The 25,849-nt window shown below is 44.4% G+C and carries 25 protein-coding genes and 1 pseudogene; 19 read left to right on the top strand and 7 right to left on the bottom strand.

Going from position 1 to position 25,849, the window contains the following annotated elements; translation table 11 throughout:
* The first annotated feature begins 3 nt into the window (after positions 1-3).
* From FLB61_RS01760 to FLB61_RS01720, 9 genes are all read left to right on the top strand, one after another.
* The gene (locus tag FLB61_RS01760; RefSeq protein ID WP_221919237.1) at positions 4-1,419 is read left to right on the top strand and encodes a lipopolysaccharide biosynthesis protein; all 1,416 of its coding nucleotides are present in this window, start codon (positions 4-6) and stop codon (positions 1,417-1,419) included.
* Positions 1,420-1,436: 17 nt separating this feature from the next.
* A complete protein-coding gene (locus FLB61_RS01755; RefSeq protein ID WP_221919236.1) occupies positions 1,437-2,504 on the top strand; it encodes a glycosyltransferase family 2 protein in 1,068 nt (355 codons plus the stop codon).
* 15 nt (positions 2,505-2,519) lie between these two features.
* Positions 2,520-3,572, top strand: coding sequence for a glycosyltransferase family 2 protein (locus tag FLB61_RS01750; RefSeq protein WP_087200122.1), 1,053 nt, complete (start codon positions 2,520-2,522; stop codon positions 3,570-3,572).
* 17 nt (positions 3,573-3,589) lie between these two features.
* On the top strand, positions 3,590-4,315 hold the full coding sequence (locus FLB61_RS01745) for an IspD/TarI family cytidylyltransferase (RefSeq protein WP_087200125.1): 726 nt from the start codon (positions 3,590-3,592) through the stop codon (positions 4,313-4,315).
* A 26-nt stretch (positions 4,316-4,341) separates the two neighbouring features.
* Positions 4,342-5,406, top strand: a complete 1,065-nt coding sequence (locus FLB61_RS01740; protein WP_288722538.1) for an NAD-dependent epimerase/dehydratase family protein — start codon at positions 4,342-4,344, stop codon at positions 5,404-5,406.
* 33 nt (positions 5,407-5,439) lie between these two features.
* A complete protein-coding gene (locus FLB61_RS01735) occupies positions 5,440-8,325 on the top strand; it encodes a glucosaminidase domain-containing protein (protein WP_221919235.1) in 2,886 nt (961 codons plus the stop codon).
* A 219-nt stretch (positions 8,326-8,544) separates the two neighbouring features.
* Positions 8,545-10,095, top strand: coding sequence for a cohesin domain-containing protein (locus FLB61_RS01730; RefSeq protein ID WP_221919234.1), 1,551 nt, complete (start codon positions 8,545-8,547; stop codon positions 10,093-10,095).
* 186 nt (positions 10,096-10,281) lie between these two features.
* Positions 10,282-12,108, top strand: a complete 1,827-nt coding sequence (gene glmS, locus FLB61_RS01725; protein ID WP_221919233.1) for a glutamine--fructose-6-phosphate transaminase (isomerizing) — start codon at positions 10,282-10,284, stop codon at positions 12,106-12,108.
* Between the two features lie 163 nt (positions 12,109-12,271).
* Positions 12,272-13,558, top strand: coding sequence for a S1C family serine protease (locus FLB61_RS01720; protein ID WP_221919232.1), 1,287 nt, complete (start codon positions 12,272-12,274; stop codon positions 13,556-13,558).
* Between the two features lie 117 nt (positions 13,559-13,675).
* Here FLB61_RS01720 and FLB61_RS13425 read toward each other — a convergent pair whose 3' ends face one another.
* From FLB61_RS13425 to FLB61_RS13165, 4 genes and pseudogenes are all read right to left on the bottom strand, one after another.
* The gene (locus tag FLB61_RS13425) at positions 13,676-13,960 is read right to left on the bottom strand and encodes an IS3 family transposase (protein ID WP_144018312.1); all 285 of its coding nucleotides are present in this window, start codon (positions 13,958-13,960) and stop codon (positions 13,676-13,678) included.
* Positions 13,961-14,030: 70 nt separating this feature from the next.
* Positions 14,031-14,441 carry an IS3 family transposase gene (locus FLB61_RS01710; protein ID WP_144018233.1) on the bottom strand — a complete coding sequence of 137 codons (411 nt, stop codon included), beginning with the start codon at positions 14,439-14,441 and terminating at the stop codon, positions 14,031-14,033.
* Complete coding sequence (locus FLB61_RS13420; RefSeq protein ID WP_405121553.1) at positions 14,438-14,902, bottom strand: helix-turn-helix domain-containing protein; 465 nt, start codon at positions 14,900-14,902, stop codon at positions 14,438-14,440. The genes FLB61_RS01710 and FLB61_RS13420 overlap by 4 nt, the downstream gene beginning before the upstream one ends.
* Positions 14,894-15,004 (bottom strand): annotated as a pseudogene (locus FLB61_RS13165) (transposase); the annotation flags it as partial. The gene FLB61_RS13420 and the pseudogene FLB61_RS13165, both read right to left, overlap by 9 nt.
* Positions 15,005-15,223: 219 nt before the next feature.
* Here FLB61_RS13165 and FLB61_RS01700 point away from each other — a divergent pair.
* From FLB61_RS01700 to FLB61_RS01690, 3 genes are read left to right on the top strand one after another with little or no spacing between them, the layout of a single operon-like run.
* Complete coding sequence (locus tag FLB61_RS01700; RefSeq protein WP_087200137.1) at positions 15,224-17,476, top strand: heavy metal translocating P-type ATPase; 2,253 nt, start codon at positions 15,224-15,226, stop codon at positions 17,474-17,476.
* 19 nt (positions 17,477-17,495) lie between these two features.
* The gene (locus FLB61_RS01695; RefSeq protein WP_087200139.1) at positions 17,496-17,783 is read left to right on the top strand and encodes a metal-sensing transcriptional repressor; all 288 of its coding nucleotides are present in this window, start codon (positions 17,496-17,498) and stop codon (positions 17,781-17,783) included.
* Between the two features lie 18 nt (positions 17,784-17,801).
* Positions 17,802-17,987: a heavy-metal-associated domain-containing protein gene (locus tag FLB61_RS01690; RefSeq protein ID WP_087200141.1), complete on the top strand. Its 186-nt coding sequence runs from the start codon at positions 17,802-17,804 to the stop codon at positions 17,985-17,987.
* A gap of 55 nt (positions 17,988-18,042) precedes the next feature.
* Here the strand turns inward: FLB61_RS01690 and FLB61_RS01685 are convergent, their stop codons facing one another.
* From FLB61_RS01685 to FLB61_RS01675, 3 genes are read right to left on the bottom strand one after another with little or no spacing between them, the layout of a single operon-like run.
* Positions 18,043-18,651: a manganese catalase family protein gene (locus FLB61_RS01685; RefSeq protein WP_087200143.1), complete on the bottom strand. Its 609-nt coding sequence runs from the start codon at positions 18,649-18,651 to the stop codon at positions 18,043-18,045.
* 2 nt (positions 18,652-18,653) lie between these two features.
* A complete protein-coding gene (locus FLB61_RS01680) occupies positions 18,654-18,923 on the bottom strand; it encodes a spore coat protein CotJB (protein WP_087200145.1) in 270 nt (89 codons plus the stop codon).
* Positions 18,920-19,159: a spore coat associated protein CotJA gene (locus tag FLB61_RS01675; RefSeq protein ID WP_087200147.1), complete on the bottom strand. Its 240-nt coding sequence runs from the start codon at positions 19,157-19,159 to the stop codon at positions 18,920-18,922. Before FLB61_RS01675 ends, FLB61_RS01680 begins: the two co-directional genes overlap by 4 nt.
* Positions 19,160-19,307: 148 nt before the next feature.
* Between FLB61_RS01675 and FLB61_RS01670 the strand changes: the two genes are divergently transcribed.
* The 7 genes from FLB61_RS01670 (at position 19,308) to FLB61_RS01640 (ending at position 25,838) form a co-directional block, all read left to right on the top strand.
* Entirely contained in the window at positions 19,308-20,492 is a 1,185-nt protein-coding gene (locus FLB61_RS01670; protein ID WP_221919231.1) for an FtsW/RodA/SpoVE family cell cycle protein, read from the top strand.
* A gap of 104 nt (positions 20,493-20,596) precedes the next feature.
* A complete protein-coding gene (locus tag FLB61_RS01665; protein ID WP_221919230.1) occupies positions 20,597-21,436 on the top strand; it encodes a DegV family protein in 840 nt (279 codons plus the stop codon).
* 104 nt (positions 21,437-21,540) lie between these two features.
* Complete coding sequence (locus tag FLB61_RS01660; protein ID WP_221919229.1) at positions 21,541-21,780, top strand: hypothetical protein; 240 nt, start codon at positions 21,541-21,543, stop codon at positions 21,778-21,780.
* Between the two features lie 208 nt (positions 21,781-21,988).
* On the top strand, positions 21,989-22,426 hold the full coding sequence (gene mraZ / locus FLB61_RS01655; RefSeq protein WP_087200157.1) for a division/cell wall cluster transcriptional repressor MraZ: 438 nt from the start codon (positions 21,989-21,991) through the stop codon (positions 22,424-22,426).
* A gap of 23 nt (positions 22,427-22,449) precedes the next feature.
* Positions 22,450-23,385 carry a 16S rRNA (cytosine(1402)-N(4))-methyltransferase RsmH gene (rsmH, locus tag FLB61_RS01650; RefSeq protein ID WP_087200159.1) on the top strand — a complete coding sequence of 312 codons (936 nt, stop codon included), beginning with the start codon at positions 22,450-22,452 and terminating at the stop codon, positions 23,383-23,385.
* Between the two features lie 53 nt (positions 23,386-23,438).
* A complete protein-coding gene (locus FLB61_RS01645; protein WP_144018234.1) occupies positions 23,439-23,948 on the top strand; it encodes a hypothetical protein in 510 nt (169 codons plus the stop codon).
* Between the two features lie 24 nt (positions 23,949-23,972).
* On the top strand, positions 23,973-25,838 hold the full coding sequence (locus FLB61_RS01640; RefSeq protein ID WP_087200164.1) for a peptidoglycan D,D-transpeptidase FtsI family protein: 1,866 nt from the start codon (positions 23,973-23,975) through the stop codon (positions 25,836-25,838).
* Positions 25,839-25,849: the final 11 nt, after the last annotated feature.

The raw sequence follows: 25,849 nt of genomic DNA, 5'->3' as shown, positions 1-25,849 counted from the left end.
TTTATGAAAGTTGGAAGTGTAGTAAAAAATCTTTCATACTCTGTGCTGGCCAACGGGACAAATACACTGGTATCTATGATACTGGTGCTGTTTGTCCCTAAAATACTTGGAGTAAAGGAATATTCATACTGGCAGCTGTATCTTTTCTATGCGTCCTATGTGGGATTCTTTCATTTTGGATGGGCGGACGGAGTATATCTGAAATTTGGCGGGAAAAAATACAGTGAGCTGGACAAAGGATATTTTCATTCCCAGTTCTGGCTTTTGACTATATTTGAAATCATCCTTGCTCTCATTTTTGGTGCAGCGACGTATCTGTTCTGCGATGATGCAAATAAAGAAGCTGTGCTTCTGGCGGTAGCATTCTGTTGTGTCCTGCAGATTCCGCGGACGTTTCTTCAGTATCTTCTGCAGACTACAAACAGGATTGTGGATTATGCGAGAAACTATCTGCTGGAAAAGATCGTCTATGCTGTTTTGGTAATTGGATTCCTTGCAGCGGGTATTCGGAATTTTCAGATTCTGATCGGGGCAGATTTGTTTGCCAGGGGATTGACTCTTGTCCTTCTTTCCAGAGAATGTAAAGATATCGTCAAAGGAAAGGTAATAGACTGGAAAAATGGAATCCGGGAAGCGTGGGACAATGTAAGTATCGGAATCAAGCTGATGATCGCCAACATTGCTGGGCAGCTTCTTGTCGGAATCGTGCGGTTTGCCATTGAAAATCACTGGTCCGTGGAAGTATTCGGAAAAGTCTCTCTGACGATCACAGCGTCCAATCTTCTTCTGGCCTTTATCAGTGCGGTAAGTATTGTAATCTATCCGATGCTGAAAAATATGGATGAGGAGCATTATGTTCAGATATATACCAAGATGAGGAACATTCTCATGATCTTTGTTCTTGGACTTCTGATTGTCTATTATCCTGCAAAAGTGATCCTTTCCTGGTGGCTGCCAAAATATGCGGAGAGTCTTCAGTATATGGCGCTTCTGTTTCCGATGTGTGTGTTTGAGAGTAAGCTGACTTTGCTGATCAGCACGTATCTGAAAGCACTGCGCAGAGAGAAACAGTTTATGATCATCAACTGGATTTCCGTGGGAATCACGCTTATAGGAACAGGAATTACAGTTTATCTTCTGGATAATCTGACGTTTGCCATTGCAATGCTTCCGGTATTGATGGGAATTCGCTGCTGTATTGGGGAGGCACTGCTGTCCAGAGCACTGCACTTTTCCCTGTGGAAGGATATGGCTGCGGAATGCGTCCTGGCAGGGGGATTTATCCTGATCAGCTGGAATATCCAATCATGGCTTTCCACAGGTCTGTATTTGTGTATGTACCTGATTTATCTTGTGTGGAAGAGAGAGTTCTTGAAAGAAACAGTCCATGAGGTAAAAAAACGTATTTTTAACCGATAGAAACAGAGGATATATATATGATAAAAGTTAGTGTGATTATGCCGGTTTATAACGGCGAGAAATTTATAGAGCGCACATCAGGAATGATTCTGAACCAATCTTTGAAGGAAATCGAATTGATCCTTGTAAACGACGGGTCAAAAGATAATTCTGCGGCACTTTGCGACAAGATCGCAGAAGGAGATCCGAGAGTAAGGGTAATCCATCAGAGTAATCAGGGAATCTGTGGGGCCAGAAATGCGGGGATTAAAGAGGCAAAAGGAGAATATATTGCCTTTGCAGACCAGGATGATGATTGTCTGCCAGGATGGCTGAAGGATAATTACGAAGTGGCAAAAGAATTTGATGCTGATCTGGTAAAATCCGGGCGGATTGCGGAGACAATTGATGAAAAAGGCACAGTTATCAAAAAAGACGTAAGAGAACTGGAAAAACGATTTTATGACAAGGAAGAACTGAAAAAAAACTACTATGTACTACGGGATCGCAATGTCTTTTCTCCTGTATGGGACGGACTGTTCCGGAAGGAAGTCATCGACCAGTACCGTCTGCATTTTCGGACAGAGTTTAAGCAGGGGGAAGAGGATACAGCCTTTTGTCTGGAGTTTCTTGTGCACACAAAGCGGTTTGCTACAAATACAGGGGTATATTTTAAGCACTATGAACGTTATGCCACAAGTACTTCGAGCGTATTCAATATCGAAAGTCTCAACGGTCTTGTCCGAAGTGGTATGATTGAAGAGAAAGTAAAAGAAAAAATGGGGCTTGAAAGCAGAAGTACAGAGTCTGTCATCAGCAGTGCAAAACACCATCTTATCCCGATTATGGTACAGCTTTATCACAGGAACTGTGACTGGAACATGAAGAGAAGAACGCAGTATATCTCCCATCTCCATGAGTATTCTGCCTTTCAGTATGAATTTGACAAAAAAACTTGGAAAGAGATATGGCAAAGAGACAAGAAAAAAGCAATCGTGCTTTGGGAGTTTGCAAAGAAGCACGACCGTACCGTCGTAGTCATCGCGAAATTATACAAATGGTTTCTGACAAGGAAACTCAGGGCAACGGTACATAAATATGATTAGTTCGGAGGAAGAAAAATGAGTAAGATTCAGGTCAGCGTCATCATGCCTGTATACAATTCGGAGGAATATCTTGAGACGGCCATCAAGAGCGTTCTTGATCAAAAGATGGAAGATATGGAACTTCTGCTTGTGGACGATGGTTCTAAAGACAGAAGCGGAGAAATCTGCGATAAATACAAAGAAGATAAGAGAGTGAGAGTATTCCACAAGGAAAACGAAGGCATTTGTGCTACGAGAAATTTTGCGGTAGATCACGCGGAAGGAGAATATCTGGTCTTTATCGACAACGACGATGAGTTGGCTGCGGATGTGTTGGAAAAGAACTATGCACTTGCAAAAAAATATGACGCCGATGTAGTAAAGTATGGATGCAGTATTGAAGAATCGTTTGCGAACGGATATGTGGACAAGCGGGCAAATGTATTCAAAAAATTCAGAGTTTTCGACAGAGAACACGCGGCGAAATATTATGCAGTAGCAGAAAAAGAACGTTATTTCAGCTATATCTGGAACGGTATGTACAAAAAGAGTTTTTGGACGGAAAATCATCTCAAATTCGACACATCTATCAAATGTGGATTTGAAGACCGGGTATTAAATTATGAGATTTTCCAAATTGCCGGAAAGCAAGTGTTAAATCCGGAAATTGGCTATAAATACTATCAGAGATTTGAGCACAGCACATTCAAGAAATTTAACCGAAATATGCTTTATTCCTGTCTTCTCTCTGCGGAAGCAGAGTATGAGCTTTTTCAGCATCTGAAATCGAATCCGGATTTCCATTCAGACTGGATACAAAAATCTGCGGAATATTTAACGGAGTTTTTGATGCTCCTCAGCAGAAGCGACAATGATATGACGAAGTCTGAACTTACAGACTTTATGAGAAAGCTGAGAAAAAGCAAAGCCTTTCGTGATGTGCAGAAAAAAGGAAGCGACAAGAGGCTGTCCATGACGAAGAAAGGTGTCGTCCGGCTTTTTGTAAAAGGAAAGTACAGCCTTCTTCTGAATGTTTCCAGAGTGTATGCACGTTTTATTTTCCTGAAAAAAAGAATGGGCAAAAGATAGAAGAGGTGTGATTGAAGATGAAACATATTGCAGTAGTATTTGCCGGGGGAATCGGGAAGCGAATGAACAGCAAAGCGCTTCCCAAACAGTTTTTGAGACTGTACGGAAAAGAGATCATCGTCTATACGCTGGAACATTTCGAGAGTCACAGTGAGATTGACGCCATCGCCATCGCCTGCGTGAAAGAATGGATTCCTTTTTTGGAAGAGCTGGTGGAGAAGTACCGCCTGACAAAAGTGGCAAAGATCGTTCCAGGCGGGGAGAGCGGACAGGAGTCTATTTACAACGGTCTGTGTGCCGCAAGAGAAATCGCCCGGGAGGAAAAATGTGTGGTGTTGGTTCACGACGGCGTACGGCCGCTGATCAACAGAAAATTGATAACCGAATGTATTGCCATGACGGAAGAAAAAGGAAGTGCCGTGACGGTGGCTCCGGCTATCGAGACGATCATCCGCTCCGATGATAAAAAGACAGTAGATCAGATTATCGAGAGAGCAGACTGTATGCTTGCAAGGGCGCCTCAGTGCTTTTTCCTGGATGAAATCCTTGAAAATCACGAGAAAGCAAGGATGGAAGGAAAAAGCGATTTCATCGACTCTGCTTCCATGATGTCCCATTATGGGAAGGAACTCTATCTTGTAGAAGGACCAATGGAAAATATCAAGATCACAACGCCGATGGACTACTATACATTCAAGGCGCTTGTGGAAGCCGATGAAAATTCACAGCTTTTCGGTGTATAGAAAAATACAGGAAAGGGGAAGCAAAAGTGAAGGGAATATTGACAGAAGATTTTGAGATGATCAGCAGGGAAGAATCTATTCGAAAACTGGCTGGAAGCACAGTGTTTTTGACAGGGGCCACAGGGCTTATCGGATCTCTGATGGTACGGGCGCTTCTTTACTACAATGTGCATGCGAACAAGGGAGAGAAGATAAAAGTCATCGGATTTATCCGCAGCCTGGAGAAGGCAAAAGATGTTTTTCAGGACGCAGTATCTGATCCGAATCTGCTGCTTGTTGAGGGAAATCTGGCCGAGCCGGTCAAAATCGACGGTGCGATAGACTATATCGTCCATACGGCCAGCGCCACCACTTCAAAGTTCTTTGTGGATAATCCGGTGGAGACTATCGAAATATCTTACCAGGGAACAAAAAACATTCTTGAGCTGGCGAAAGAGAAAAAATGCAAAGGAATGGTATATTTATCCTCTATGGAAATGTATGGACAGACGAACCCGAAGCTTGAGAAGGTCGAAGAGGAAGATCTTGGATATATCGATGTTCTGAATGTCCGCAGCAGCTATTCAGAAGGAAAGAGAATCTCAGAATGCCTGTGTGCGGCTTACGCCGATGAATACCATGTCCCGGTCAGAATCGCTAGACTGGCACAGACATTTGGTGCGGGCGTGCAAAAAAGCGACAACCGTGTCTATGCACAGTTTGCAAGAAGTGCTGTGAAAGGGGAAGACATCGTCCTTCACACAGCAGGCAAGTCTTATGGAAATTATTGCTATACGGCAGACGTCATTCGCGCCATCGCACTTCTTCTGGAAAAAGGGGATGTCGGTCAGGCTTACAACGTGTGCAACGAGGAGACGACAAGAACCATTGCAGAGATGGCACAGATGGTAGCGGAAGAATTTGGCAAAGGGAGATCAAAAGTTGTGTTTGATATCCCGCAGGATGCAAAGACATACGGCTACGCCCCTGATGTGAAGATGCATTTAAGCGCGGAGAAACTTTGTAAACTCGGCTGGAAGCCGCAATATGGACTGAAAGAAATGTACCGCCGAATGATTGCAGATCTCCATATGACAGAAACAGAAGACTAGATTAAAAAGAGGATTTACAGTAAGGAGGAAAATGTGAGATACTGGAAAAAAGCAGGCATATTCCTCGCAGCATTTTTACTGCTCACAGGAATCGGAGAAGTAAAAACTGCGCAGGCCGAAGAGACACTGAAAGATGAAAACCCACAGCGAATTGAATCCGTCACAGGGATGCAGACGGACGGTACTGTGCTGGAGCAAGAGCAGGAAAGCGGTATCGTGGAAGAGAAGACGGGGAGAAGAGCTGCAAGATCATCGGCTGTTCAGCTTGTAAACTTTAACACGAAACCCAGCGGACAGACGACCAGTTTTACGATGGAAGGGACCAACCAGTCCGGGTATACGTACGGACCGTATGGGGCAGATGGGATTTATCTTGGCGAGAGTGACGGAAAAGTTCGGTTTATGCTTTCCGGAACCATTGGTCTTGTAAATGCATCAGATGTCCAGATTGTGGATTTTTCAGCCGCAAAAGCGGTAAGCTATTACACAGTGTCCAATGGGCGCCTGATCCATTATATTGCTACAAACATGCAGAATGGGACATACGGAAGTACACTGGACAACGGACCGGCCCCGTCTTATCTGAAAAGCGGGGCAAAGTATTACAGTTACGATGGACATTATTTCTATACAGAAGATAAGCTTACCGATATGGTAAGTGATTACTCTGCAGGGAGAAGAACAGCTTCTGTGAATCCATCCCAGCCGTTTTATAATTATTTTCAGTTCCTTCCAATGAGGAGCAAGACCGCGTTCAGTGCATCGGAACTGAATGCTGCGATCAACAGCAAGACAGATTCTTCATCCAAGATGTACAATATGGGAAGTGAGTTCATCAACAAACAGAATACATATGGAACCAACGCTCTTTTGATGACAGGTGTGGCGGCAAATGAGAGTGCCTGGGGAAAGAGTAATATCGCTCAGACAAAAAATAATCTCTTTGGACTAAATGCAGTAGATTCTTCCCCAGGAGAAAGTGCCAATTACTATGCGGACGTATCCACATGTATCAAGGATTTTTCCGAGACGTATATGTCCATGCGATATCTTCGCCCGGGGTACAGTTACTATAAAGGCGGATTCCTCGGAAACAAGGCAGCCGGGATTAACGTTCACTATGCTTCAGACCCTTATTGGGGAGAAAAGGCGGCCAATGTGGCATGGAATCTGGACAAGGCAGCCGGAAACAAAGATGCAGGACGCTACACTCTTGGTGTCAAAGATGTGATGACTGCAGGTTACACAACGCTCAATGTCCGAAAAGAACGATCCGCATCTGCCACAAAGCTCTATTCCACAGTAAAAAATCCGGGTTACACATTCATACTGCTGGAAAACGATCCGATATCCGGATTTTACAAAGTCCAAAGCGATGGGGTTTTGGACAGCGCGCGGGAGACCGTAAGGACAGACACAGGAAACTATGATTACAATCAGATGTATGCATATGCGAGCCAGGACTACATAACAAAAGTAAATACCGGAAGCGGCACGGGCGGATCCGGCGCACAACCACCGGCCGCAGAACAAGGCGTATCCTACAGCGCTCATGTACAGACATATGGATGGCAAAATTATGTGTCCAATGGAGCGACAGCCGGGACAACAGGACAAAGCAAACGGCTGGAGGCAGTGAAGATCAAATTAAGCGGACAGAAATATGCCGGAAATATTGAATACAGCGCTCATGTACAGACATATGGATGGCAGGATTACGTATCTAACGATGCAATAGGCGGAGTCATCGGACAAAGCAAACGGCTGGAAGCTCTGAAAATCCGGCTGACCGGAGAGATGGCAGAAAACTATGATGTTTATTACCGAGTGCATGCGCAGAATTTTGGCTGGCTTGGCTGGGCAAAAAATGATGCACCGGCGGGAACGGCAGGATACAGCTATCGCCTGGAAGCAATTGAAATCTGCCTTGTAGAAAAAGGTAAAAGTGCCCCTGGATCCGTGAAAAATGCATACAAAGAATATGACAGCTCCAAACCGGCAGGGATCAAATACGAAGTACATGTGCAGGACAAAGGATGGCAGTCTTCGGCAAACGGAAATGAGGCCGGAACGACGGGAGAATCTCTCCGATTGGAAGGCATGAAAGTGACACTTGACAATCAGCCGTATGCTGGAACAGTGGAGTACAGTGCTCATGTGCAGGGGACAGGATGGCAGAGTAAAGTATCCGATGGAGATTTGTCCGGAACGACCGGACAGAGCAAGCGAATGGAAGCCATTACCATCAACCTTACCGGTACTATGGCTGAACATTACGATATTTATTACCGGGTGCACGCTCAACGATTTGGCTGGCTTGGCTGGGCAAAGAATGGACAGGCAGCTGGGACAAGCGGTTACAGCTACCGCCTGGAAGCACTGCAGATCCAGCTTGTGCCAAAGGGAGGAAATGCCCCGGGTGAACAGAAAAACTGCTATAAAGAATATGACAGTACGAAACCAGCTTCCATCAGCTATAGCGGGTATGTAGAAGGAAAAGGATGGATCGATCCGGTAACAGATGGAGCGGAGATGGGATCTACGGGAAGCTCTCTTAGACTGGAAGGGATCCGGATTGCTCTTCAGAATCAGCCGTCATCAGGTATGGTAGAATACCGTGCGCATATTCAGGGAACTGGTTGGCAGAATGTGGTATCAGACGGCGCGACTGCCGCGACACCGGGCCTTGGAAAACGGATGGAAGCCATCGAGATCAGTCTGACAGGCGATATGGCAAAAGAGTATGACGTTTATTATCGTGCTCATGTGCAGAAACTTGCCTGGCTTGGCTGGGCAAAAAACGGCGAACCGGCCGGGACAAGCGGGCTTTCTTATCGAATTGAATCTATTCAGATTCAGCTTGTAGAAAAAGGAGGAAAAGCTCCGGAAGGAAATGGGGATGCTTACATCTCGTTATAAGACTGTGATAAGAGAAAAAGGGGCATGTATCGGATGCGGTATGTGCTCTTTTTATATGGGGATCGGATTTTTGTGTCATGGAATCTCATAAGTCTTAAGAAAAAGATAAGGAAAACAGACAAGGAATTAATGAGAGAATTTCTGGACATTTTATTATAAAACGTGTATGATAATTAGAGTACAATGTATAAATCTGAGACGAAAGAAGAGGTACAGTTTATGAAGACGATGAAACGATTGGCAGCGATGCTGTTGGCGGTTTGTCTGATGGTGCCATGCGTACAGCTTGCCGTGCAGGCAGCAGATGGTATTATATTCTTTTCAGACCTAACCGATGTCAAAGTCGGAGAAGAATTTACCATAAAGGGCAGCGTCAAAAATCGAGGCGGAAATCTCGGGAATGTCGACATTACAATGCAGTACGATACTTCAGCGATGGAGTTTGTAAGCGGCGACACTGGTGTGACAGATAATGGAGACGGAACCATCGAGTATTCCGGAACCGTGCAGGGACAGGATCTCCTGGAATTTAATATGACATTTAAGGCATTGATCCAGGGAGAGACAAGAATGCGTCAGCAGAGTGCCACAGTGACAGCGGAAGACGGAACAACGCTTGATATGGAAGAAGGATATGCGGATATTGCAATCGTGGAAGGCGATGGAGCAAGCCAGACGAGTAGTTCAGGATCCGCGCAGGCAAGCAGTAAGAAGATCACAGTGGGAAGTGAAGAGTACACGATTGCTTCTGATTTCCCGGAAAATGCCCTTCCATCTGGCTTTGCAGCAGCAGATATCACTTATGATGGAGAAACGGTAAAAGGGGCAAAACAGGAAAAAGGCGATCTTCAGCTTCTGTATCTTTTGGACAGCAGCAATCAGGGGGCATTTTATATCTACAATGAGAGTAAGAATGCATGTTCTCCGATGCAGATGATCAACCTGTCCGAGACAAGTTCCATTATTCTTCTTGACGATGTGGAAGATGTGGAGCTTCCAGCAAGATACACGAAAGTAGAACTGGAGATTTCTGACGATCATTCTGTACCGGCATGGCATGACTCTAAGAATGACAGATTTTACCTTCTCTATACGGTAAACACAGATGGAGAGAAGGCATTATACAAATATGATTCGAAAGATCAGACATACCAGTATTATGGACAGCCAACGTCTGCTGCATCTGCGTCCGCAGATACTCCATCAGGTATCATCGGTAAGATTACCACATTTGCCGGAGATCATATTGAATATGTGCTGATTGGCGCAGCATTTGCGATTTTGATCTTCCTGCTCCTGATCATCATTTTGGCAGTCAAGCTGCACCGCAGAAATCTTGAACTGGATGACGTCTACGATGAGCTGGACGAGCTGAATGGCAAAAAGGAAGGAAAAGCGGCAGAAGCTGTCCCGGAAGTACATCAGGAGATTCCAGAGCCGAGCCTGGCAAAAGATGTAAGAGAAGAAGAACCGGCACAGGATGATGACTTCGATGACTTCGAAAGTTATGATGAAGACTTCGAAGAGGAGTACGATGAAACGTACGACGATTACGAAGACGAGGATTATGACGATTACGATGATTACGAAGATGAAGACTATGAAGAAGACTATGACTCCGATTACTATGATGATGATTATGAAAATTATGAAGAAGAGTATGAGGAAAGAAGACCGGTAAGAAAGCAGAGTCGTACGTCTGCAAGAAAAGTGAAAAAGCAAGAGAATGACGATGACGATGATTTTTCCATCGATTTTATTGATCTCTAAAAAAGAAACGGTGTGACCTTCGGGCCATGCCGTTTTTGTATAGGATGGGCATTTGCGCAAACGAAACTTTTCCTGTTTCACAGTAAATCAAATTTGGGGTTTACAAATATGGTGTTTGATGATACAATACTGAACATAAAAGTGCAAAAAACAAGGTAAATAGTACAAATATATGGAGGTAAGACGATGTGCGGTATTGTTGGATACATTGGAACAGAACAGGCTGCCCCGATTCTGCTTAGCGGCCTGTCAAAGCTGGAATACAGAGGATATGATTCGGCGGGAATTGCCGTATATGACGGTACGAAAGTAAATGTCGCAAAGACGAAGGGAAGACTAAAAGTTTTGACTGAACAGACTCATGACGGGCAGAAATTGCCCGGAAAGCTTGGAATCGGCCATACAAGATGGGCCACGCATGGCTCCCCGTCTGACATGAATGCACATCCTCACGCCAACAGCGATGAAAGTATTGTGGTTGTACATAATGGAATCATTGAAAATTATATCAAGCTGAAAAGAAAACTGGAGAAGAAAGGCTATACTTTTGTATCCGAGACAGACACAGAGGTTATTGCCCATCTGCTGGATTATTATTACAGAGGAAATCCGCTGGAAGCAGTGACGAAAATTATGCATCGTATGGAAGGTTCGTATGCTCTGGGGATTCTGTTTAAAGATCATCCGAATGAGCTTTACGCGGTAAGGAAAGACAGCCCTCTGATCGTAGGTCATACGAAAGGAGGCAGTATCATAGCATCTGATGTCCCGGCAGTACTGAAGTATACGAGAGACGTGTACTTTATCGAAAACGAAGAAATTGTCCGGATGACAGAATCCGAGATGGAATTCTTTACAGTCGATGAGGAACCGCTTCAAAAAGAGCCGGTGCACATCGATTGGGATGAAAATGCAGCGGAAAAGGGCGGATATGAGCATTTCATGCTGAAGGAAATGTATGAGCAGCCGAAAGCGATCACAGACACCTTCTCCCCACGGCTGAAAAACGGCGATATTGTGATCGATGAATTGGGAATGAGCGATGGTGATATCCGGGAAATCCGAAAGATCATGATCGTTGCCTGCGGTTCAGCATATCACACAGGTGTGACGGGCAAATATGTCTTTGAAGGGCTTGCAAGGATTCCTGTGGAGGTGGATCTTGCTTCGGAATTCCGGTACAGAGATCCGATTCTGGATGAAGGGACGCTTGTAGTAGTCATCAGCCAGTCCGGCGAGACGGCAGATTCTCTGGCAGCACTGCGGGAGGCAAAAGCAAGAGGCCGCCGTGTACTCGGCATCGTCAATGTCGTAGGAAGCTCTATTGCCAGGGAGGCAGACAATGTGATGTATACGTGGGCTGGACCGGAAATCGCAGTTGCAACGACAAAGGCCTACAGCTGCCAGCTCATTGCCCTGTATCTGCTGGCTATGAAGTTTGCAAAAGTCCGGGGGATGATTTCAGAATCAGAACTGGAAGAAATGATCACGGAGCTGAAAAAGATTCCGGCGCAGGTGGAAATGCTGCTCAATAACAAAGACCGTATACAGAAATTTGCAAATCGTTATCTGGCTGCAAAAAATATCTTTTTTATCGGGCGCGGAATTGACTATGCGATTTCCCTGGAAGGTTCCCTGAAATTGAAGGAAATCTCCTACATTCATTCTGAAGCTTATGCGGCAGGAGAACTGAAACATGGTACTATTTCGCTCATTGAGGATGGCACTCTGGTAACCGCACTTGTTACACAGGAAGAGCTGTACAAGAAGACAATCAGCAATATTGTCGAGGTAAAGACGAGAGGAGCGTTCGTCATGGCTGTAACCAACACCGGAAATACGGATGTGGAAAAGGCAGCAGACTATGTGGTATATATTCCAAAAACAAACAAATATTTTGCCAACTCTTTGGCTATCATACCACTTCAGCTTTTTGGATACTATGTGTCTGTAGGGAGAGGGTGCGACGTGGATAAGCCGAGAAACTTGGCAAAGTCGGTAACAGTGGAGTAGAAAGATGAGAAGGTAAACAAAGGAGAGGAAGGACAAGAAAGCTGGATTTACTGGGAAAGGAAATTCAGCTTTTTTTTATTTTTTTATCACAATTTCAACACATTTTTTCTATAGACTGAGCCATATAAGAAAAAGTTATGCCAGAAGAAAGGGGATAAATGTTATGAGCCATGAATATGAATATTACAATCCAGGTCCGGAACCGGATCGAAACAATTTTTATACGGATCCAACTCCTGAGCAGGAGCCGCCAAGAAAGAAAGGAAGAAAAAAGCTTTCAAAAGCAGCAGCAGTGGTAGGATTTGCAGTGCTGTTCGGGGTTGTAGGTGGAGTGACATTCCAGGCGACGAATGCCGTGACGGGAAAAATTTTCGGTACATCCGCAAAAGAAAGTTCTTCCAAGGTTGATACGGCACAGCTTACGAAGTCCGATCAGCCTGATTCCGGATCATCAGGAACAGCGGATGTGACACAAATCGCGCAGAATTCCATGCCGTTTGTCGTATCTATACAGAATATGAGTGTCAAACAAGTCCAGGATTTCTTTGGAGGGATCCGGGAACAGACGGAGCAGAGTGCAGGTTCCGGAATTATCGTAGGACAGAACGACAACGAACTTTTGATTGTGACAAACAATCATGTGGTAGAGGGAAGCACAACACTTACCGTAACATTTGTAGATGAAAAAAGTGTCGAGGCATCCATCAAAGGTACAGACCCGACAAAAGATATCGCAGTTGTGGCAGTGCCGATGAAAAATATCGGCTCCGATACAAAAGAGCAGATCAAAGTGGCAACACTGGGCGATTCAGAGAAACTTCAGGTAGGTGAAGATGTTGTCGCCATTGGGAATGCACTCGGATATGGACAGTCTGTGACAAACGGAATCGTAAGTGCAAAAGACAGAGATTTACAGATGGAAGGATTTGACTGCAAGCTGATCCAGACAAATGCAGCGATCAATCCTGGAAACAGCGGCGGAGCGCTCCTGAACAGTAAAGGCGAGGTCGTCGGTATCAATACAGTAAAAGTAAATGATTCCGCTGTAGAAGGAATGGGATATGCGATCCCGATCTCTGATGTGACGAGTATTATCCAGAATCTGATGAACAAGGAGACAAGGACACAGGTGCCGGAAGCACAGAGAGGATATATCGGAATCGAAGGATTTGACCTGGATGAACAGAGCGCAGAACAGTTTGGAATGCCGACCGGAATTTATATATCAAAAGTGCAGAAAAATGGTGGGGCAGAAAAAGCCGGTATTACACAGGGATGCATCATTACCGGAATAGAGGGAGTCGGAGTAAGCAACATGGAAGATCTCCAGGCACAGTTGAGCTATTATAAAATCGGAGAGAAAGTAAAACTGACTGTGCAGTTCCCGTCAGATAAGGGCAGTTATGAGGAAAAAGAAGTGGAAGTGACACTGACACAGATGTTAGGGTAAAACGATTCAAAAAGGAGAACCGCGAGAATGATTGATATGCCCCCTGTCAAGTAGACAGGTCAAATATCTAAAATAAGATGCTCAGAATCAGTCGCACGATTTCGTGCGGCTGATTTTTTAGGCACACCACTTAGCTTTGCATTTCTCAATTCGTTTATTTTTTGCTATTGGATATGCTTGAGGGACGGCAGAAGATAAAGCTTCTGATCTTACCTCTGCCGGTGTTTTGCAGTTATACCTGCTCTGTGGTCTTTCGTCACGATAGAATCGCATATACTCCCTGATCGCATTACGCAGGGACATTTCATCTGTAATCTTATACATTTGATACATTTCTGATTTTATGATTCCCCAGAATCCTTCTGTTGGACCATTGTCAATACAATGTCCTACTCTTGACATGGATTGTATCATTTCGTTGTCTTCTAGTTGCTTTTGGAATACCCTGCTTGTATACTGAAAACCTCTATCGCTATGAAAAATCGGCTTGGCATCTGGGTTGGCTGATTTCAGCTGTTTCTTCCGGCTTAGAAGTATTGTACTTTTTCTTCTTTTTGCGGATGACAGAATGTATTCCAAGCTTTTTCATAATCCGATGGATTCTCTTTCTGGAAAAATGCGTTTGATTGAAATGATTGATCCAATCTGTCATTCTTCGATATCCCAGGATATGAGAAAAACGTTCATCATACTCTTTGATCAGTTCTGCGATTTCCCGATTTTCCCGTTCTTGCTGTGGAATGATTCTATGTTTCCGTTTATAGAACGCAGCCCTTGCAATTCCAAGCTGTTTGCACATCCAGTTGATGCTCCAGCCGTTGTTTGTATAGAAGTATTCAATTGCCAGATACTTTGGTTCGTGGCGTTGTTTTCCCAGCCTCACATCCCTTCGAATTCTTTCACTTTTTTTAACAGTTCAACAACCTCATCATCTGTTTTGAGCCGTCCACGCCTGTCTGTAAGACCTGTCTTGCCCGCAGTATCATATTTTTTTACCCAAAAATACACTTGACTATAAGAAACATCATAGAGTGCGGCTGTACCCTTATAATCACGATTGTGTTCAATACAATAGGTAACGATTTTTTTGCGTTCTTCAATGGTGGTTTTTCGTCTTGCTTCTGCCATATAGACCTCCCGTTTTGGATCGTAATCCTTAAGTTCTCTATTGGCATTATACATCTTGATCCAAGATCCTAAAACACTTGGATAAACTTTATATTTTGCTCCTGTATTCATAGAACTGCCGTAGCCAGAAAGAACTTCCTCAACACACATGGTTTTAAATTCACTGGTATAGCTTGCATTTCCAGGGCCACAGATAAAGGCATCAATTCCATGCACCTTGTAAGCAGCAACCCATTTTTGTATAGTTGTTTTTCCAATATGATATTTATCCACCAAGTCATAGAAAGAACCTTTACCATCAAGATATTCCTGAACTACTTTTGTTCTGAAATCAGCAGATCATTTAGATTTTGACATAAGAAATCCCCCTTAAGTAGATTTTGGCTATTTACCCTGTCTACTTAAGGGGGAGCATATCAGAATGCGGTTCCTTTTATATTGCCAAAAAAAGGAAAGAATCGATTCTGCTTGACACGTAGAGAAAACAGAGTTATTATAAACATATACCGGGTAAGGGTATATGAAAGAGGTGGTTAAATGAAAACAGAAAAATATGTTATAACAGGAATGTCCTGTGCAGCTTGTTCAAGCGCAGTAGAACGTGTGACAAAAAAGATAGATGGTGTCAGTGAAAGCAATGTGAATCTGACGACAGGTATCATGACTATCACATATGAGGAAGGGAAGGTTACGCCGGAGAAAATCATTGCCAAAGTAGAGCGCGCAGGATTTGGAGCATCCGTATATGAAGAGAAAAACAGGAAAGAGAGAGAAGTGGAGGAAGAGAATCAGGAGCAGGAAATACACAAGACGAAGCGGCATGTGATCGAAAACCTTATCTTGGCAGTACCGCTCTTATATCTGTCCATGGGACATATGCTCCCGTTTCAGCTTCCGGTTCCGGATTTGCTGAGCATGGAAAAGAATCCGCTTTATTTTGCACTGGCACAGCTGATCCTGACAGTCATTATTTTGATCAACGGAAGGAAATTTTATATCAATGGATTTGGAAGCCTCTTCCGGGGACACCCAAATATGGATTCTCTCGTAGCAATTGGGACAGGAAGTGCATTTATATATAGTGTTGTCATGACGATCACGATTCCGTCCAATCCTCATGCATCTCATCAGTTGTATTTCGAATCTGCGGCAATCGTGGTAACACTTGTAATGCTTGGAAAATACATGGAGGGAAGAAGTAAGAACAAGACGAAAGAAGCAATCCGCAAGCTCATGGAGCTGGCACCGGACACGGCGGTTCTTCTTCAAAATGGAGAGATGAGGGAAGTACCGGTAGAAGAAGTAAAAGTCGGGGATCTGGTTGTGATCCGGCCAGGCAGCAGAATCCCTCTGGATGGGATCGTCACGAAAGGGAGCACGACGGTAGATGAATCTATGCTGACAGGCGAGAGCATTCCGGTAGAAAAAGCGGTGGATGATGAAGTTATCGGCGGAAGTGTGAATTTTCAGGGAAGTCTGACAGTGAAAGTAACGAGAACGGGTTCAGATACCACTCTTGCTAAAATTGTGAAGATGATGGAGGATGCACAGGGAAAGAAAGCACCGATCTCGAAACTGGCCGATACAGTGGCAGGGTATTTTGTGCCGGCAGTCATGTGTATCGCCGTGATCGCAGCGGTTATATGGCTGTTACTTGGACATGATATTGCATTTGTCCTTACAATTTTTGTATCTGTCCTTGTTATTGCCTGTCCGTGTGCGCTTGGACTTGCAACTCCGACAGCTATTATGGTAGGGACAGGACTCGGCGCATCCCATGGTATTCTCATCAAAAGCGGGGAGGCACTGGAAATCTGTCATAAAGTAGATACGGTTATTCTGGATAAGACAGGTACGATCACGGAAGGGAAACCATCAGTCCAGGAGATCCACACAGAAAAGATGAAAACGGAAGAACTTCTGTTTATCGCGGCATCCTGTGAACAGGTATCCGAACATCCGCTCGGACAGGCCATTGTTGAGTATGCCCGAGACAAAGGAATGTCTCTTGCAGAACCGGACGATTTCCAGAGTGTGACAGGACAGGGAATCTGGGCGGAAATGGAATGGAGAGGAGAGAAGAAACGGTTTTATATCGGAAACAAAAAGCTGTGTGATGCGCAGAATATAGACCTTGGCATATATGCGCAAAAAGCCGCACAGATGGCGGAAAAGGGTCAGACTCCGATGTTCGTCGCGTCAGATGGACAGGTGGAAGGGCTTATCAGCGTGGCGGATAAGATGAAAGAGACGAGTAAAGAAGCAATTCGGAAGATGAAAGAGTTGGGAATCGAAGTATGTATGTTGACCGGAGACAACCGACTGACTGCCCAGGAGATCGGAAAACAGGCAGGCGCCGACAAAGTCATCGCAGAGGTGCTTCCGGAAGATAAGGCAAATGTTGTGGAGGCATTGCAAAAAGAAAATAAATGTGTCATGATGGTAGGAGACGGAATCAACGATGCCCCGGCTCTCGTACAGGCGGATGTCGGAGTGGCCATCGGAAGCGGGAGCGACATCGCGCTTGATTCCAGCGATATTGTCCTTATGAAATCGGATCTGAACGATGTGTATAAGGCGATCCACTTGAGCAAGGCGACTATCAGAAATATCAAGCAGAATCTGTTCTGGGCATTTTTCTACAATAGTCTTGGGATTCCGCTTGCGGCAGGAGCGTTGTATGCGATCAACGGAATGCTTCTGAATCCTATGATCGGTGGACTTGCCATGTCGCTTAGTTCAGTATGCGTTGTGAGCAATGCGCTCAGACTGAGGACACTGAAATTGTAAAACTAAGAAAGGAAGAAGAATGGAACAAGAGAAGATCAAACACCGTGACGCAAAAGAAGTAAAGAACATGATCAGCAGGCTGAACCGCATCGAAGGCCAGGTGCGCGGGGTGCGGAAAATGGTGGAAGAAGAGAGGTATTGTGTGGATATTCTTGTACAGGTGCAGGCGATCCAGGCGGCTCTCAATGGGTTTAACAAAATGCTTCTTTCGGAACATATTCATTCCTGTGTCGTTAACAATATAAGGGCGGGGAATGACGAATGTGTGGATGAATTATGTGAAACAATTAAAAAACTTATGAAATAACAGGAGGACTAAACAGTGATGAAACTAAATGTGACAGGGATGCACTGCGAAAAATGTGTGGAGCGTATCACAAAAGCGATGGAATCAGATGGAATTAAAGGAAAGGTAAGTTTGGAAGAAAATTGCGTCTATCTGGAAGACGAGAGCAAGATGGACGAGATGGTGGAACTTCTGGATGATCTTGGATTTGAGGCAAGCAGGTAGGAAAATGTAAAAAAAGAATGTGCCCATTTTGGACACATTCTTTTTTTGAAATCTGTTATCGACAGGCCGGATTATCGAATTCCGGGTTGAGTGCATAGAAGTTTCGGCTGTCAAGATGATCGGTCACGATCCGTAGAGACTCGCCGAAGCGCTGGTAGTGAACAATTTCCCTTTCACGGAGGAACCGGATCGGTGCGATGATATCCGGATCATTGACAAGGCGCAGGATATTGTCGTATGTTGTGCGGGCTTTTTGTTCTGCTGCAAGATTCTCATGAAGATCTGTGATAGGATCGCCTTTTGACTGAAATACAGTGGCAGTCCACGGAGTTCCGCTTGCGGCCTGCGGCCAGAGAGCGAGGGTATGGTCCACATAATATGTCCCGAAACCAGATCGTTCGATTTCCTCTGGTGTCAGATTTCGCGTGAGCTGATGGACGATGGCACAGATCATTTCCATATGAGCCAGCTCTTCGGTTCCGATATCGGTAAGAGTTGCTGTAACTTCTTTGTATGGCATCGTGTAACGCTGGGAGAGGTAACGCATGGAAGCGGCCAGTTCCCCGTCCGGCCCCCCGAATTGTGTAATGATGATCTGAGCAGCTTTTGGATCTGGTTTTGAAATTTTTACAGGAAACTGCAGTCGTTTTTCATAATTCCACATAATCAGCATCCTCCTTCCTGCCATGGCCACGGCTCGTTGACCCAGTTCCAACGGTCACATGCGGAAGCATCCACAGTGTCTATGGTCAGAGGGCCATAGCATGTGGCATATTCTTTCAAAGCCTTTACCCGTTTTTCTTTGTATTCGTGGAAATAGGCAAGAGCTTCCGTGTCCTCAGGATGGGTATTCAGGTAAAGCTGGATATCGTTAACGGCAAAACTTACGGTGTTAATATGGTTCAAGAGGTCTTTGCGGGAAGAAAATTCTTTCATGAGCGGCAGCCTCCTTTCCCAAGAAACGGTTTGTCAAGTTCTTCAAAAATCGTACCGCGAACAAAGGCTTTGCAGACCGGGTATGGTGCGGCAAATTTCTGCCAAGGTACGTAAGCCATTGCTACCGGAAATTCTTTTCTCAATTCTTCTGTACAGGATTTTTTTTGACAGCAGCCGGCAGGATTCTGATTTTGATACGGAGAACGCATCGGAGGGCGCTGGTAATAATTCTGCATAAGAAAACTCCTTTCATCAGTTTCTAAGATTATCATATGGGAAAATAGCGGGAAGGTTACAAGGCAATTACAAGGTTGTGGGTTGTTTTTCAAGGATAATCCGGCTATAATAAAACCATTATCGAAACAGACAGGGGAGTGTAGAAGAATGAACGGACGTCAGAAAGCAAGAAGACAAATACGGTTCCAGAGATCTTCCAGAACGGGGATGCAATACCAATATTTTGATTACGGACTTATGGCTGTACTGCTCTTTCTTGTTTGCTTTGGGCTTGTCATGCTGTATAGTACCAGTTCATATGACGCCCAGGTAAACATGGGAGGAGATGCTGCTTTCTATTTTAAGAGACAGATTCTATTCAGCAGTGTCAGTCTGGTGGGGATGTATTTTGTGACAAAGATCGATTACCATATTTATGCAAAGTTTGCAAAGGCTATTTACTTTGCTTCGCTCATTCTCATGGCACTTGTAAAGACGCCTCTTGGACTTGAACGAAATGGGGCAAGACGGTGGTTAAGGCTGCCGTTTGACCAGCAGCTTCAGCCGGCAGAATTCACGAAGGTTGCAGTCATCATTTTTATCCCTTTTGTCATATGTGCCATCGGCAAAAAAGCATACACAAAAAAAGGAATGATCAATGTCCTGACATGGGGAGTTATCGCAGCAGCGGGAGTATTTTTCCTCACAGACAATCTGAGCACAGCCATCATTGTCATGGGGATTACATGTGTTGTATTTTTTGTCGTATATCCGAAGTCAAAAAAAATTGCCATTGCGTTTGGAATTCTGGTAGTAGGAGGATTGATAGCGGGACAGATTATTGGACGGCTTCTGGAATCCAGCGGCAACTTCCGGCTTCAGAGGATCCTGTCATGGGTGGACCCGGAAAAATACGCGCAAAGTGGTGCGTTCCAAACGATGCAGGGACTGCTGGCTATCGGAAGCGGAGGACTTTTTGGAAAAGGGCTTGGCAGCAGTGCACAGAAAATGATTATTCCGGAACCGCAGAATGATATGATTTTATCTGTCATCTGTGAAGAGCTTGGGATTTTTGGTTTGATCGTCGTCCTTGTGCTTTTTGGAATGCTTTTGTACCGGCTGATGTTTATTGCGCAGAACGCACCGGATCTCTACGGTTCTCTGATAGCTACCGGAATCTTTGCACATATCGCGATTCAGGTCGCTCTGAATGTGGCAGTTGTATTGAATGTCATTCCAACGACTGGGATCACGCTTCCTTTTATCAGTTATGGAGGAACATCTGTTGTATTTTTGATGGGAGAAATGGGGATCGCACTGAACATATCACGGCAAATCCGATTTCAGTCATAAAATCCTTTCTTTTCCGCAAGATTTGTGTTAAGATAAAGAAGTAGTATTAAAAACTACATATAATAGAAATAAACAACACACAATATCATGTGGGAGGAATAGATATGAGCTATAAAGTGATAGTTGACAGCTGCGGAGAACTGACTCAGAATATGAAGAAAACCGGAAGATTTTTTACCGCACCGCTTGTTCTGGAAGTGGACGGACATCAGATCGTTGACGACGAGAGTTTTGATCAGGCAGATTTTCTTCGGAGAGTGGCAAAAAGCAGCGAGTGTCCGAAATCATCCTGTCCGTCTCCGGAATCGTATATGGAAGCATTCAGAGGCGAGGAAGATCATGTCTATGCTGTAACACTCTCTGCCGAATTGAGCGGATCGTACAACAGTGCCGTGCTGGGAAAGAATCTGTATTATGAAGAGTACGGAGAAAAAAAGATTTATATTTTTAATTCCCGTTCTGCTTCCGTGGGAGAGACGTTGATCGCACAGAAGATTGCAGAATGCGAAGAGAAAGGGATGTCTTTCCAAGAGGTTATCGATACAGTCGAAGCTTATATCGACGGCCAAAATACGTATTTTGTGCTGGAATCACTGGAGACACTCAGAAAGAATGGACGACTTACAGGATTGAAGGCACTGGCGGCCACGGTCTTAAATATCAAACCGGTTATGGGAGCTACAAAGCAGGGAGTCATCATCCAGCACGGGCAGGCAAGAGGAATCAAAAAAGCGCTTGTGAAGATGGTAGATAAGGTAGTCGAGGAGCTGAAAAATCCAGAGGAAAAGATACTTGCCATCTCACACTGTAATTGCCGGGAACGGGCAGAAGGGGTAAAAAAGATGCTTCTTGAAAAAGTAAATGTAAAAGAGATCATTATCCTTGACACAAGAGGAGTAAGCAGTCTCTACGCCAATGACGGGGGTGTCATCATCGCTGTCTAGATAAAGAAGTGTGTCGGAAGTGTGAAAAAAGGCTCTTTTTCTTGTATTTCATCGGGCAGTGTGGTATGATAAGTACCAGTCGAGTGCAAAAGGAGTTAGAGAATATGAGCCAGGCAAAAGTAGATTCCTATAAAAAATATAAAGGACAGATCCAGAAGCAGCAGAAGAGAAAAAAGTTTTTAAATTATCTGAAGCTTGCTGTCGCTCTGATCATCATTGCTCTGATCAGCGTATGGATTGGTTACTCTGCATATGAGAAGATTGAAGAGAGCCGTCCGAGAGAAGAAGTGACAGTAGATTATACAGCATTTGATGAGTATCTCCAGGGCTTAAGTCAGGAGTAAATATTGTCGAAAAAACGGGAGAGATTGCGTGTTATACGCAGTCTCTTTTTTTCCGCTTTTTTCCACCCTTAAAAAAATCTTAAATTCCAAAAAGGGCTTGAAATGACGAGGGAAGTGGGTTACAATGGTTTCAAGTGGTAGAAAGTGGAGAAAAGTGGTACGAAATGGTTTGAAAGAATCATGCCATTTTAAGAGAAGGTGATTCCTGATGTTAAACGGAGAATTCAATCACAGTATTGACGCAAAAGGCAGGTTGATCATTCCTTCAAAATTTCGCGAAAGTCTGGGAGAACATTTTGTGATAACGAAGGGGATGGATGGCTGCTTATTTGTGTATCCGGATAACGAATGGAGTGCTTTTGAAGAAAAACTCAGAAACTTGCCACTTACAAACAAAAAAGCCCGAGACTTTAAACGCTTTTTTCTTGGAAGCGCAGTTGACGGGGAACTCGACAAACAGGGTCGGGTACTTATCTCTTCTGCCCTTAGAGCATATGCCGGATTGGAAAAGGAAGTCGTTCTGGCAGGTGTCCTGGATAAAATAGAGATTTGGGACAAAAAGGCCTGGGATAAACATAATGCTGAAGTCGAGATGGATATCGAAGATATCGCAAGTGACATGGAAGAATTGGGCCTTAGCATTTAACAATGACACAAATGGAGGGAACCATGACATTTGAGCATAAGTCAGTATTATTGGAAGAGGTCGTAGATGGTCTGAACATCAAGCCAGACGGCATTTACGTAGATGGAACGCTTGGTGGAGGCGGACATGCTTATGAAGTGTGTAAGCGGTTAAACAACAAGGGGAGTTTTATCGGAATAGACCAGGATGAGGCGGCTATCGAGGCTGCCGGAATCCGATTACGTGACTTCGGGGAGAGAGTTACAATAGTCAGGAGCAACTATTGTGATATGAAGTTGCGGCTCCGGGAATCAGGCATTGACAAAGTAGATGGGATCGTCCTTGATCTGGGCGTATCTTCCTATCAGCTGGATACGGCGGAACGGGGATTCTCATATACAAAGGATGCGCCGTTGGATATGCGCATGGACACGCGTCAGACGATGACGGCGGCTGACATTGTCAATGGATATGGTGAGATGGACCTTTTTCGTATCATCCGTGATTACGGCGAAGACCGTTTTGCAAAGAATATAGCAAAACATATTGTGGCAGAACGGGAAAAAGGTCCGGTTAAAACCACCTTACAGCTTAGTGAAATCATAAAAAGTGCCATTCCGATGAAATATCAGAAAATGTCTGGGCATCCTGCGAAAAGAACCTTTCAGGCAATCCGGATTGAATTGAATCAGGAGCTGACTGTTCTTCGGGAATCGTTGGATGACATGATTGATATGTTAAATACAGGCGGACGGATCTGTATCATTACGTTCCATTCGCTGGAAGATAGGATTGTAAAAGAAGCATTCAGAAGAAATGAAAATCCATGCACATGTCCGAGCCATTTCCCGGTCTGTGTGTGCGGAAAAAAATCCAAAGGGAAGATTATTACCAGAAAACCGATACTGCCGGGCGAAAAAGAATTGGCGGAAAACAGCCGTTCCAAGAGTGCAAAACTTCGCATTTTTGAACATATTTAGGAGATATGCGGGGAAAGAACGACGAAGCTCGCAAAGGAAATGAGGTAACGCGTATGATAGAAAGAGAAAAAAGAAGAACAGCAAACATACGCGGACAGTTGTATGTTTATGATGGCAATACGATAAAGCAGGGGCAGGCGATACCGGAGGTAGATATTCCGGCAGCCCCAAAAAAGCAAGAGAAGAAGGTAAGTAGACAAACGAGAAAAAATCAGAAAAGAGCAATGAAACTAGGATTTGGATATGTATCTTTCCTGGGGGCAGCCGCAGCGATTGCACTGTTCGTCTGTTTTCAGTATATAGGAGTACGTGCGGATCTTAGCAGACAGTCAAGGACTATTGAAAAGCTTCGGACGGATATATCGGAAATCCGTGAGAGTAATGCGTCAGAGTATAATTTTATCACAAATTCCATCACGTTAGAGACAATACGGAAGAGAGCAGAAGAACTTGGAATGGTGTATGCAGATCCTTCCCAGGTAGTTACATACCAGAGTCCGGGGGATGACTACATCAAAAAATATGAAAATATCCCTGAAGATGGGATTGTAGATGAGAATTAATGCAAAATTGAAAAGGTGAAGTGCATGGCTAAGAGGAAAAGAAAGGGCAGATATCAAAATCTTTACAGAAAATTTCCTAAAAAAATGCAGATTAAGCTGGTAGGAGTGTTTGCGGCAATCATACTGGCTTTTGTTTTTTTTGTGGGAAGGGCTGCATTTATCAATATCGTTAACGGAAAAGAATATAAAAAACAGGTAATGAGTCAAATCCGTAATACAGGCCAGACGATCCCATTTAAACGGGGAGATATACTGGACACCAATGGGACAAAGATAGCTACCAGTGAGAGGACGTATAACGTGGTTCTGGATGTGAAAGGGCTGTTGGAAACAAAGAAACAGTATAAAAATCAGATGATCGATGCGACTGTCGATGCACTGTGTGAAGCGTTCGGCCTTGAGGAGACACAGCTTAGAGAGCAGATTCAGGAGGAGAAAGAAAACAGATATCTGACACTGATCAAAAATGCTGGCTATGAAGAAGGGCAGGCATTTAAAAAGCTGGAGAACGAAAATAAAATGATCGGAGCGGTTACCCTGGAAGATACATATGTAAGAAAATATCCATACAGCACACTTGCGTCGGACGTGATCGGATATACATCTTCCGGAAATGTGGGAACCATTGGACTGGAGGCATATTATAACGAAGAACTTAACGGGACAGACGGAAGAAAAACGGGATATCTGAATTCAGATTCAGACTCCGAAAATGTGATTCAGAATGCGGTGGACGGAAATAACATTGTCACGACCATTGATGTGAATCTGCAGGCCATTGTGGAAAAGCATATCAAAGAACTGAATGATCGGCTCAAAGACAATGCGTACGAAGGAGAAGGCACGAAAAATACAGCTGTCATCATGATGGATCCAAATACAGGAGCGATTCTCGCAGAGGCGAGCTATCCGAATTTTGACCTGAACAATCCGAGAGATCTCAGCCAGTACTATACAAATGAGGAGCTGGAGGCAATGTCCAAAGAAGAAAAGTTGGATGCTATGAATGCTCTCTGGCGGAATTTCTGCATCAGTGATACGTTCGAACCGGGTTCCACTATGAAGCCTTTCACGATGGCAGCAGGATTTGAGACTGGGAAACTGACCGGGAATGAGACTTTTGTATGTGGTGGGTCGTACAAGTACGATGGCGTGCCGCAGCCGGTAGCATGTATTGCTACAAGCGGACATGGAACACAGACGCTGAAACAGGTGCTTGAGAACTCCTGCAATGTCGGTATGATGGAAATCGCCGAAAAACTGGGGGCTGAAGATTTCAGCAGATATCAGCATATTTTCGGGTTTGGCGAATATACCGGGATCGATCTCCCAGGAGAAGGGGATACATCGAGCCTTCTCTATTCTCCGGAAAATATGAAACCGATCGACCTTGGAACAAACTCTTTCGGACAGAACTTCAATGTGACGATGACACAGCTTGCAGCAGGTTTCTGCTCTCTCATAAACGGCGGAAACTATTATGAGCCATATGTGGTAAAAGAGATTCAGGATGCCAACGGAGATGTAGTCTACACAAAGACGCCTGTTCTGGCAAAGAAGACAATATCAAAAGAGACAGGCGAGATACTGAAAGATTATATGCTGGGTGTTGTAGAGGAAGGTAGCGGAAAATCCGCTCAAGTGGCTGGATATGCGATCGGCGGAAAGACAGGGACTGCCGAAAAACATCCACGAAGCGAGGGGAAGAACTTAAACTCCTTTATCGGATACGCACCTCAGGAGAATCCGGAGATCATGATCTATGTTGTTGTAGATGAACCAAATCTGGAACAGCAGGCAGCCAGCTATCTGGCTACCGGTCTTGCGGCTGATATCATGAAAGAAGCGTTCCCGTATCTTAACATTACGAAAACAGAACAAACGCAATAAAAAAGAATAAC

This window comes from Sellimonas caecigallum, assembly GCF_019754295.1.
GTDB lineage: Bacteria > Bacillota > Clostridia > Lachnospirales > Lachnospiraceae > Sellimonas > Sellimonas caecigallum.
The sequence above is the reverse complement of the archived record's forward strand: the minus strand, read 5'-3'. Positions and strand labels throughout refer to the sequence as shown.

Bases quoted from the DNA above. Each gene is read 5' to 3' on its own strand.
- FLB61_RS01730 (WP_221919234.1), top strand. From the start codon at position 8,545: ATGAAGACGATGAAACGATTGGCAGCGATGCTGTTGGCGGTTTGTCTG.
- rsmH (WP_087200159.1), top strand. From the start codon at position 22,450: ATGACATTTGAGCATAAGTCAGTATTATTGGAAGAGGTCGTAGATGGT.
- FLB61_RS01720 (WP_221919232.1), top strand. From the start codon at position 12,272: ATGAGCCATGAATATGAATATTACAATCCAGGTCCGGAACCGGATCGA.
- FLB61_RS01750 (WP_087200122.1), top strand. From the start codon at position 2,520: ATGAGTAAGATTCAGGTCAGCGTCATCATGCCTGTATACAATTCGGAG.
- FLB61_RS01640 (WP_087200164.1), top strand. From the start codon at position 23,973: ATGGCTAAGAGGAAAAGAAAGGGCAGATATCAAAATCTTTACAGAAAA.
- FLB61_RS01760 (WP_221919237.1), top strand. From the start codon at position 4: ATGAAAGTTGGAAGTGTAGTAAAAAATCTTTCATACTCTGTGCTGGCC.
- FLB61_RS13425 (WP_144018312.1), bottom strand. From the start codon at position 13,960: ATGTCAAGAGTAGGACATTGTATTGACAATGGTCCAACAGAAGGATTC.
- FLB61_RS01690 (WP_087200141.1), top strand. From the start codon at position 17,802: ATGAAACTAAATGTGACAGGGATGCACTGCGAAAAATGTGTGGAGCGT.
- FLB61_RS01660 (WP_221919229.1), top strand. From the start codon at position 21,541: ATGAGCCAGGCAAAAGTAGATTCCTATAAAAAATATAAAGGACAGATC.
- FLB61_RS01645 (WP_144018234.1), top strand. From the start codon at position 23,439: ATGATAGAAAGAGAAAAAAGAAGAACAGCAAACATACGCGGACAGTTG.
- FLB61_RS01745 (WP_087200125.1), top strand. From the start codon at position 3,590: ATGAAACATATTGCAGTAGTATTTGCCGGGGGAATCGGGAAGCGAATG.
- FLB61_RS01695 (WP_087200139.1), top strand. From the start codon at position 17,496: ATGGAACAAGAGAAGATCAAACACCGTGACGCAAAAGAAGTAAAGAAC.
- mraZ (WP_087200157.1), top strand. From the start codon at position 21,989: ATGTTAAACGGAGAATTCAATCACAGTATTGACGCAAAAGGCAGGTTG.
- FLB61_RS01680 (WP_087200145.1), bottom strand. From the start codon at position 18,923: ATGAAAGAATTTTCTTCCCGCAAAGACCTCTTGAACCATATTAACACC.
- FLB61_RS01665 (WP_221919230.1), top strand. From the start codon at position 20,597: ATGAGCTATAAAGTGATAGTTGACAGCTGCGGAGAACTGACTCAGAAT.
- FLB61_RS01700 (WP_087200137.1), top strand. From the start codon at position 15,224: ATGAAAACAGAAAAATATGTTATAACAGGAATGTCCTGTGCAGCTTGT.
- FLB61_RS01670 (WP_221919231.1), top strand. From the start codon at position 19,308: ATGAACGGACGTCAGAAAGCAAGAAGACAAATACGGTTCCAGAGATCT.
- FLB61_RS01685 (WP_087200143.1), bottom strand. From the start codon at position 18,651: ATGTGGAATTATGAAAAACGACTGCAGTTTCCTGTAAAAATTTCAAAA.
- FLB61_RS01755 (WP_221919236.1), top strand. From the start codon at position 1,437: ATGATAAAAGTTAGTGTGATTATGCCGGTTTATAACGGCGAGAAATTT.
- glmS (WP_221919233.1), top strand. From the start codon at position 10,282: ATGTGCGGTATTGTTGGATACATTGGAACAGAACAGGCTGCCCCGATT.
- FLB61_RS01675 (WP_087200147.1), bottom strand. From the start codon at position 19,159: ATGCAGAATTATTACCAGCGCCCTCCGATGCGTTCTCCGTATCAAAAT.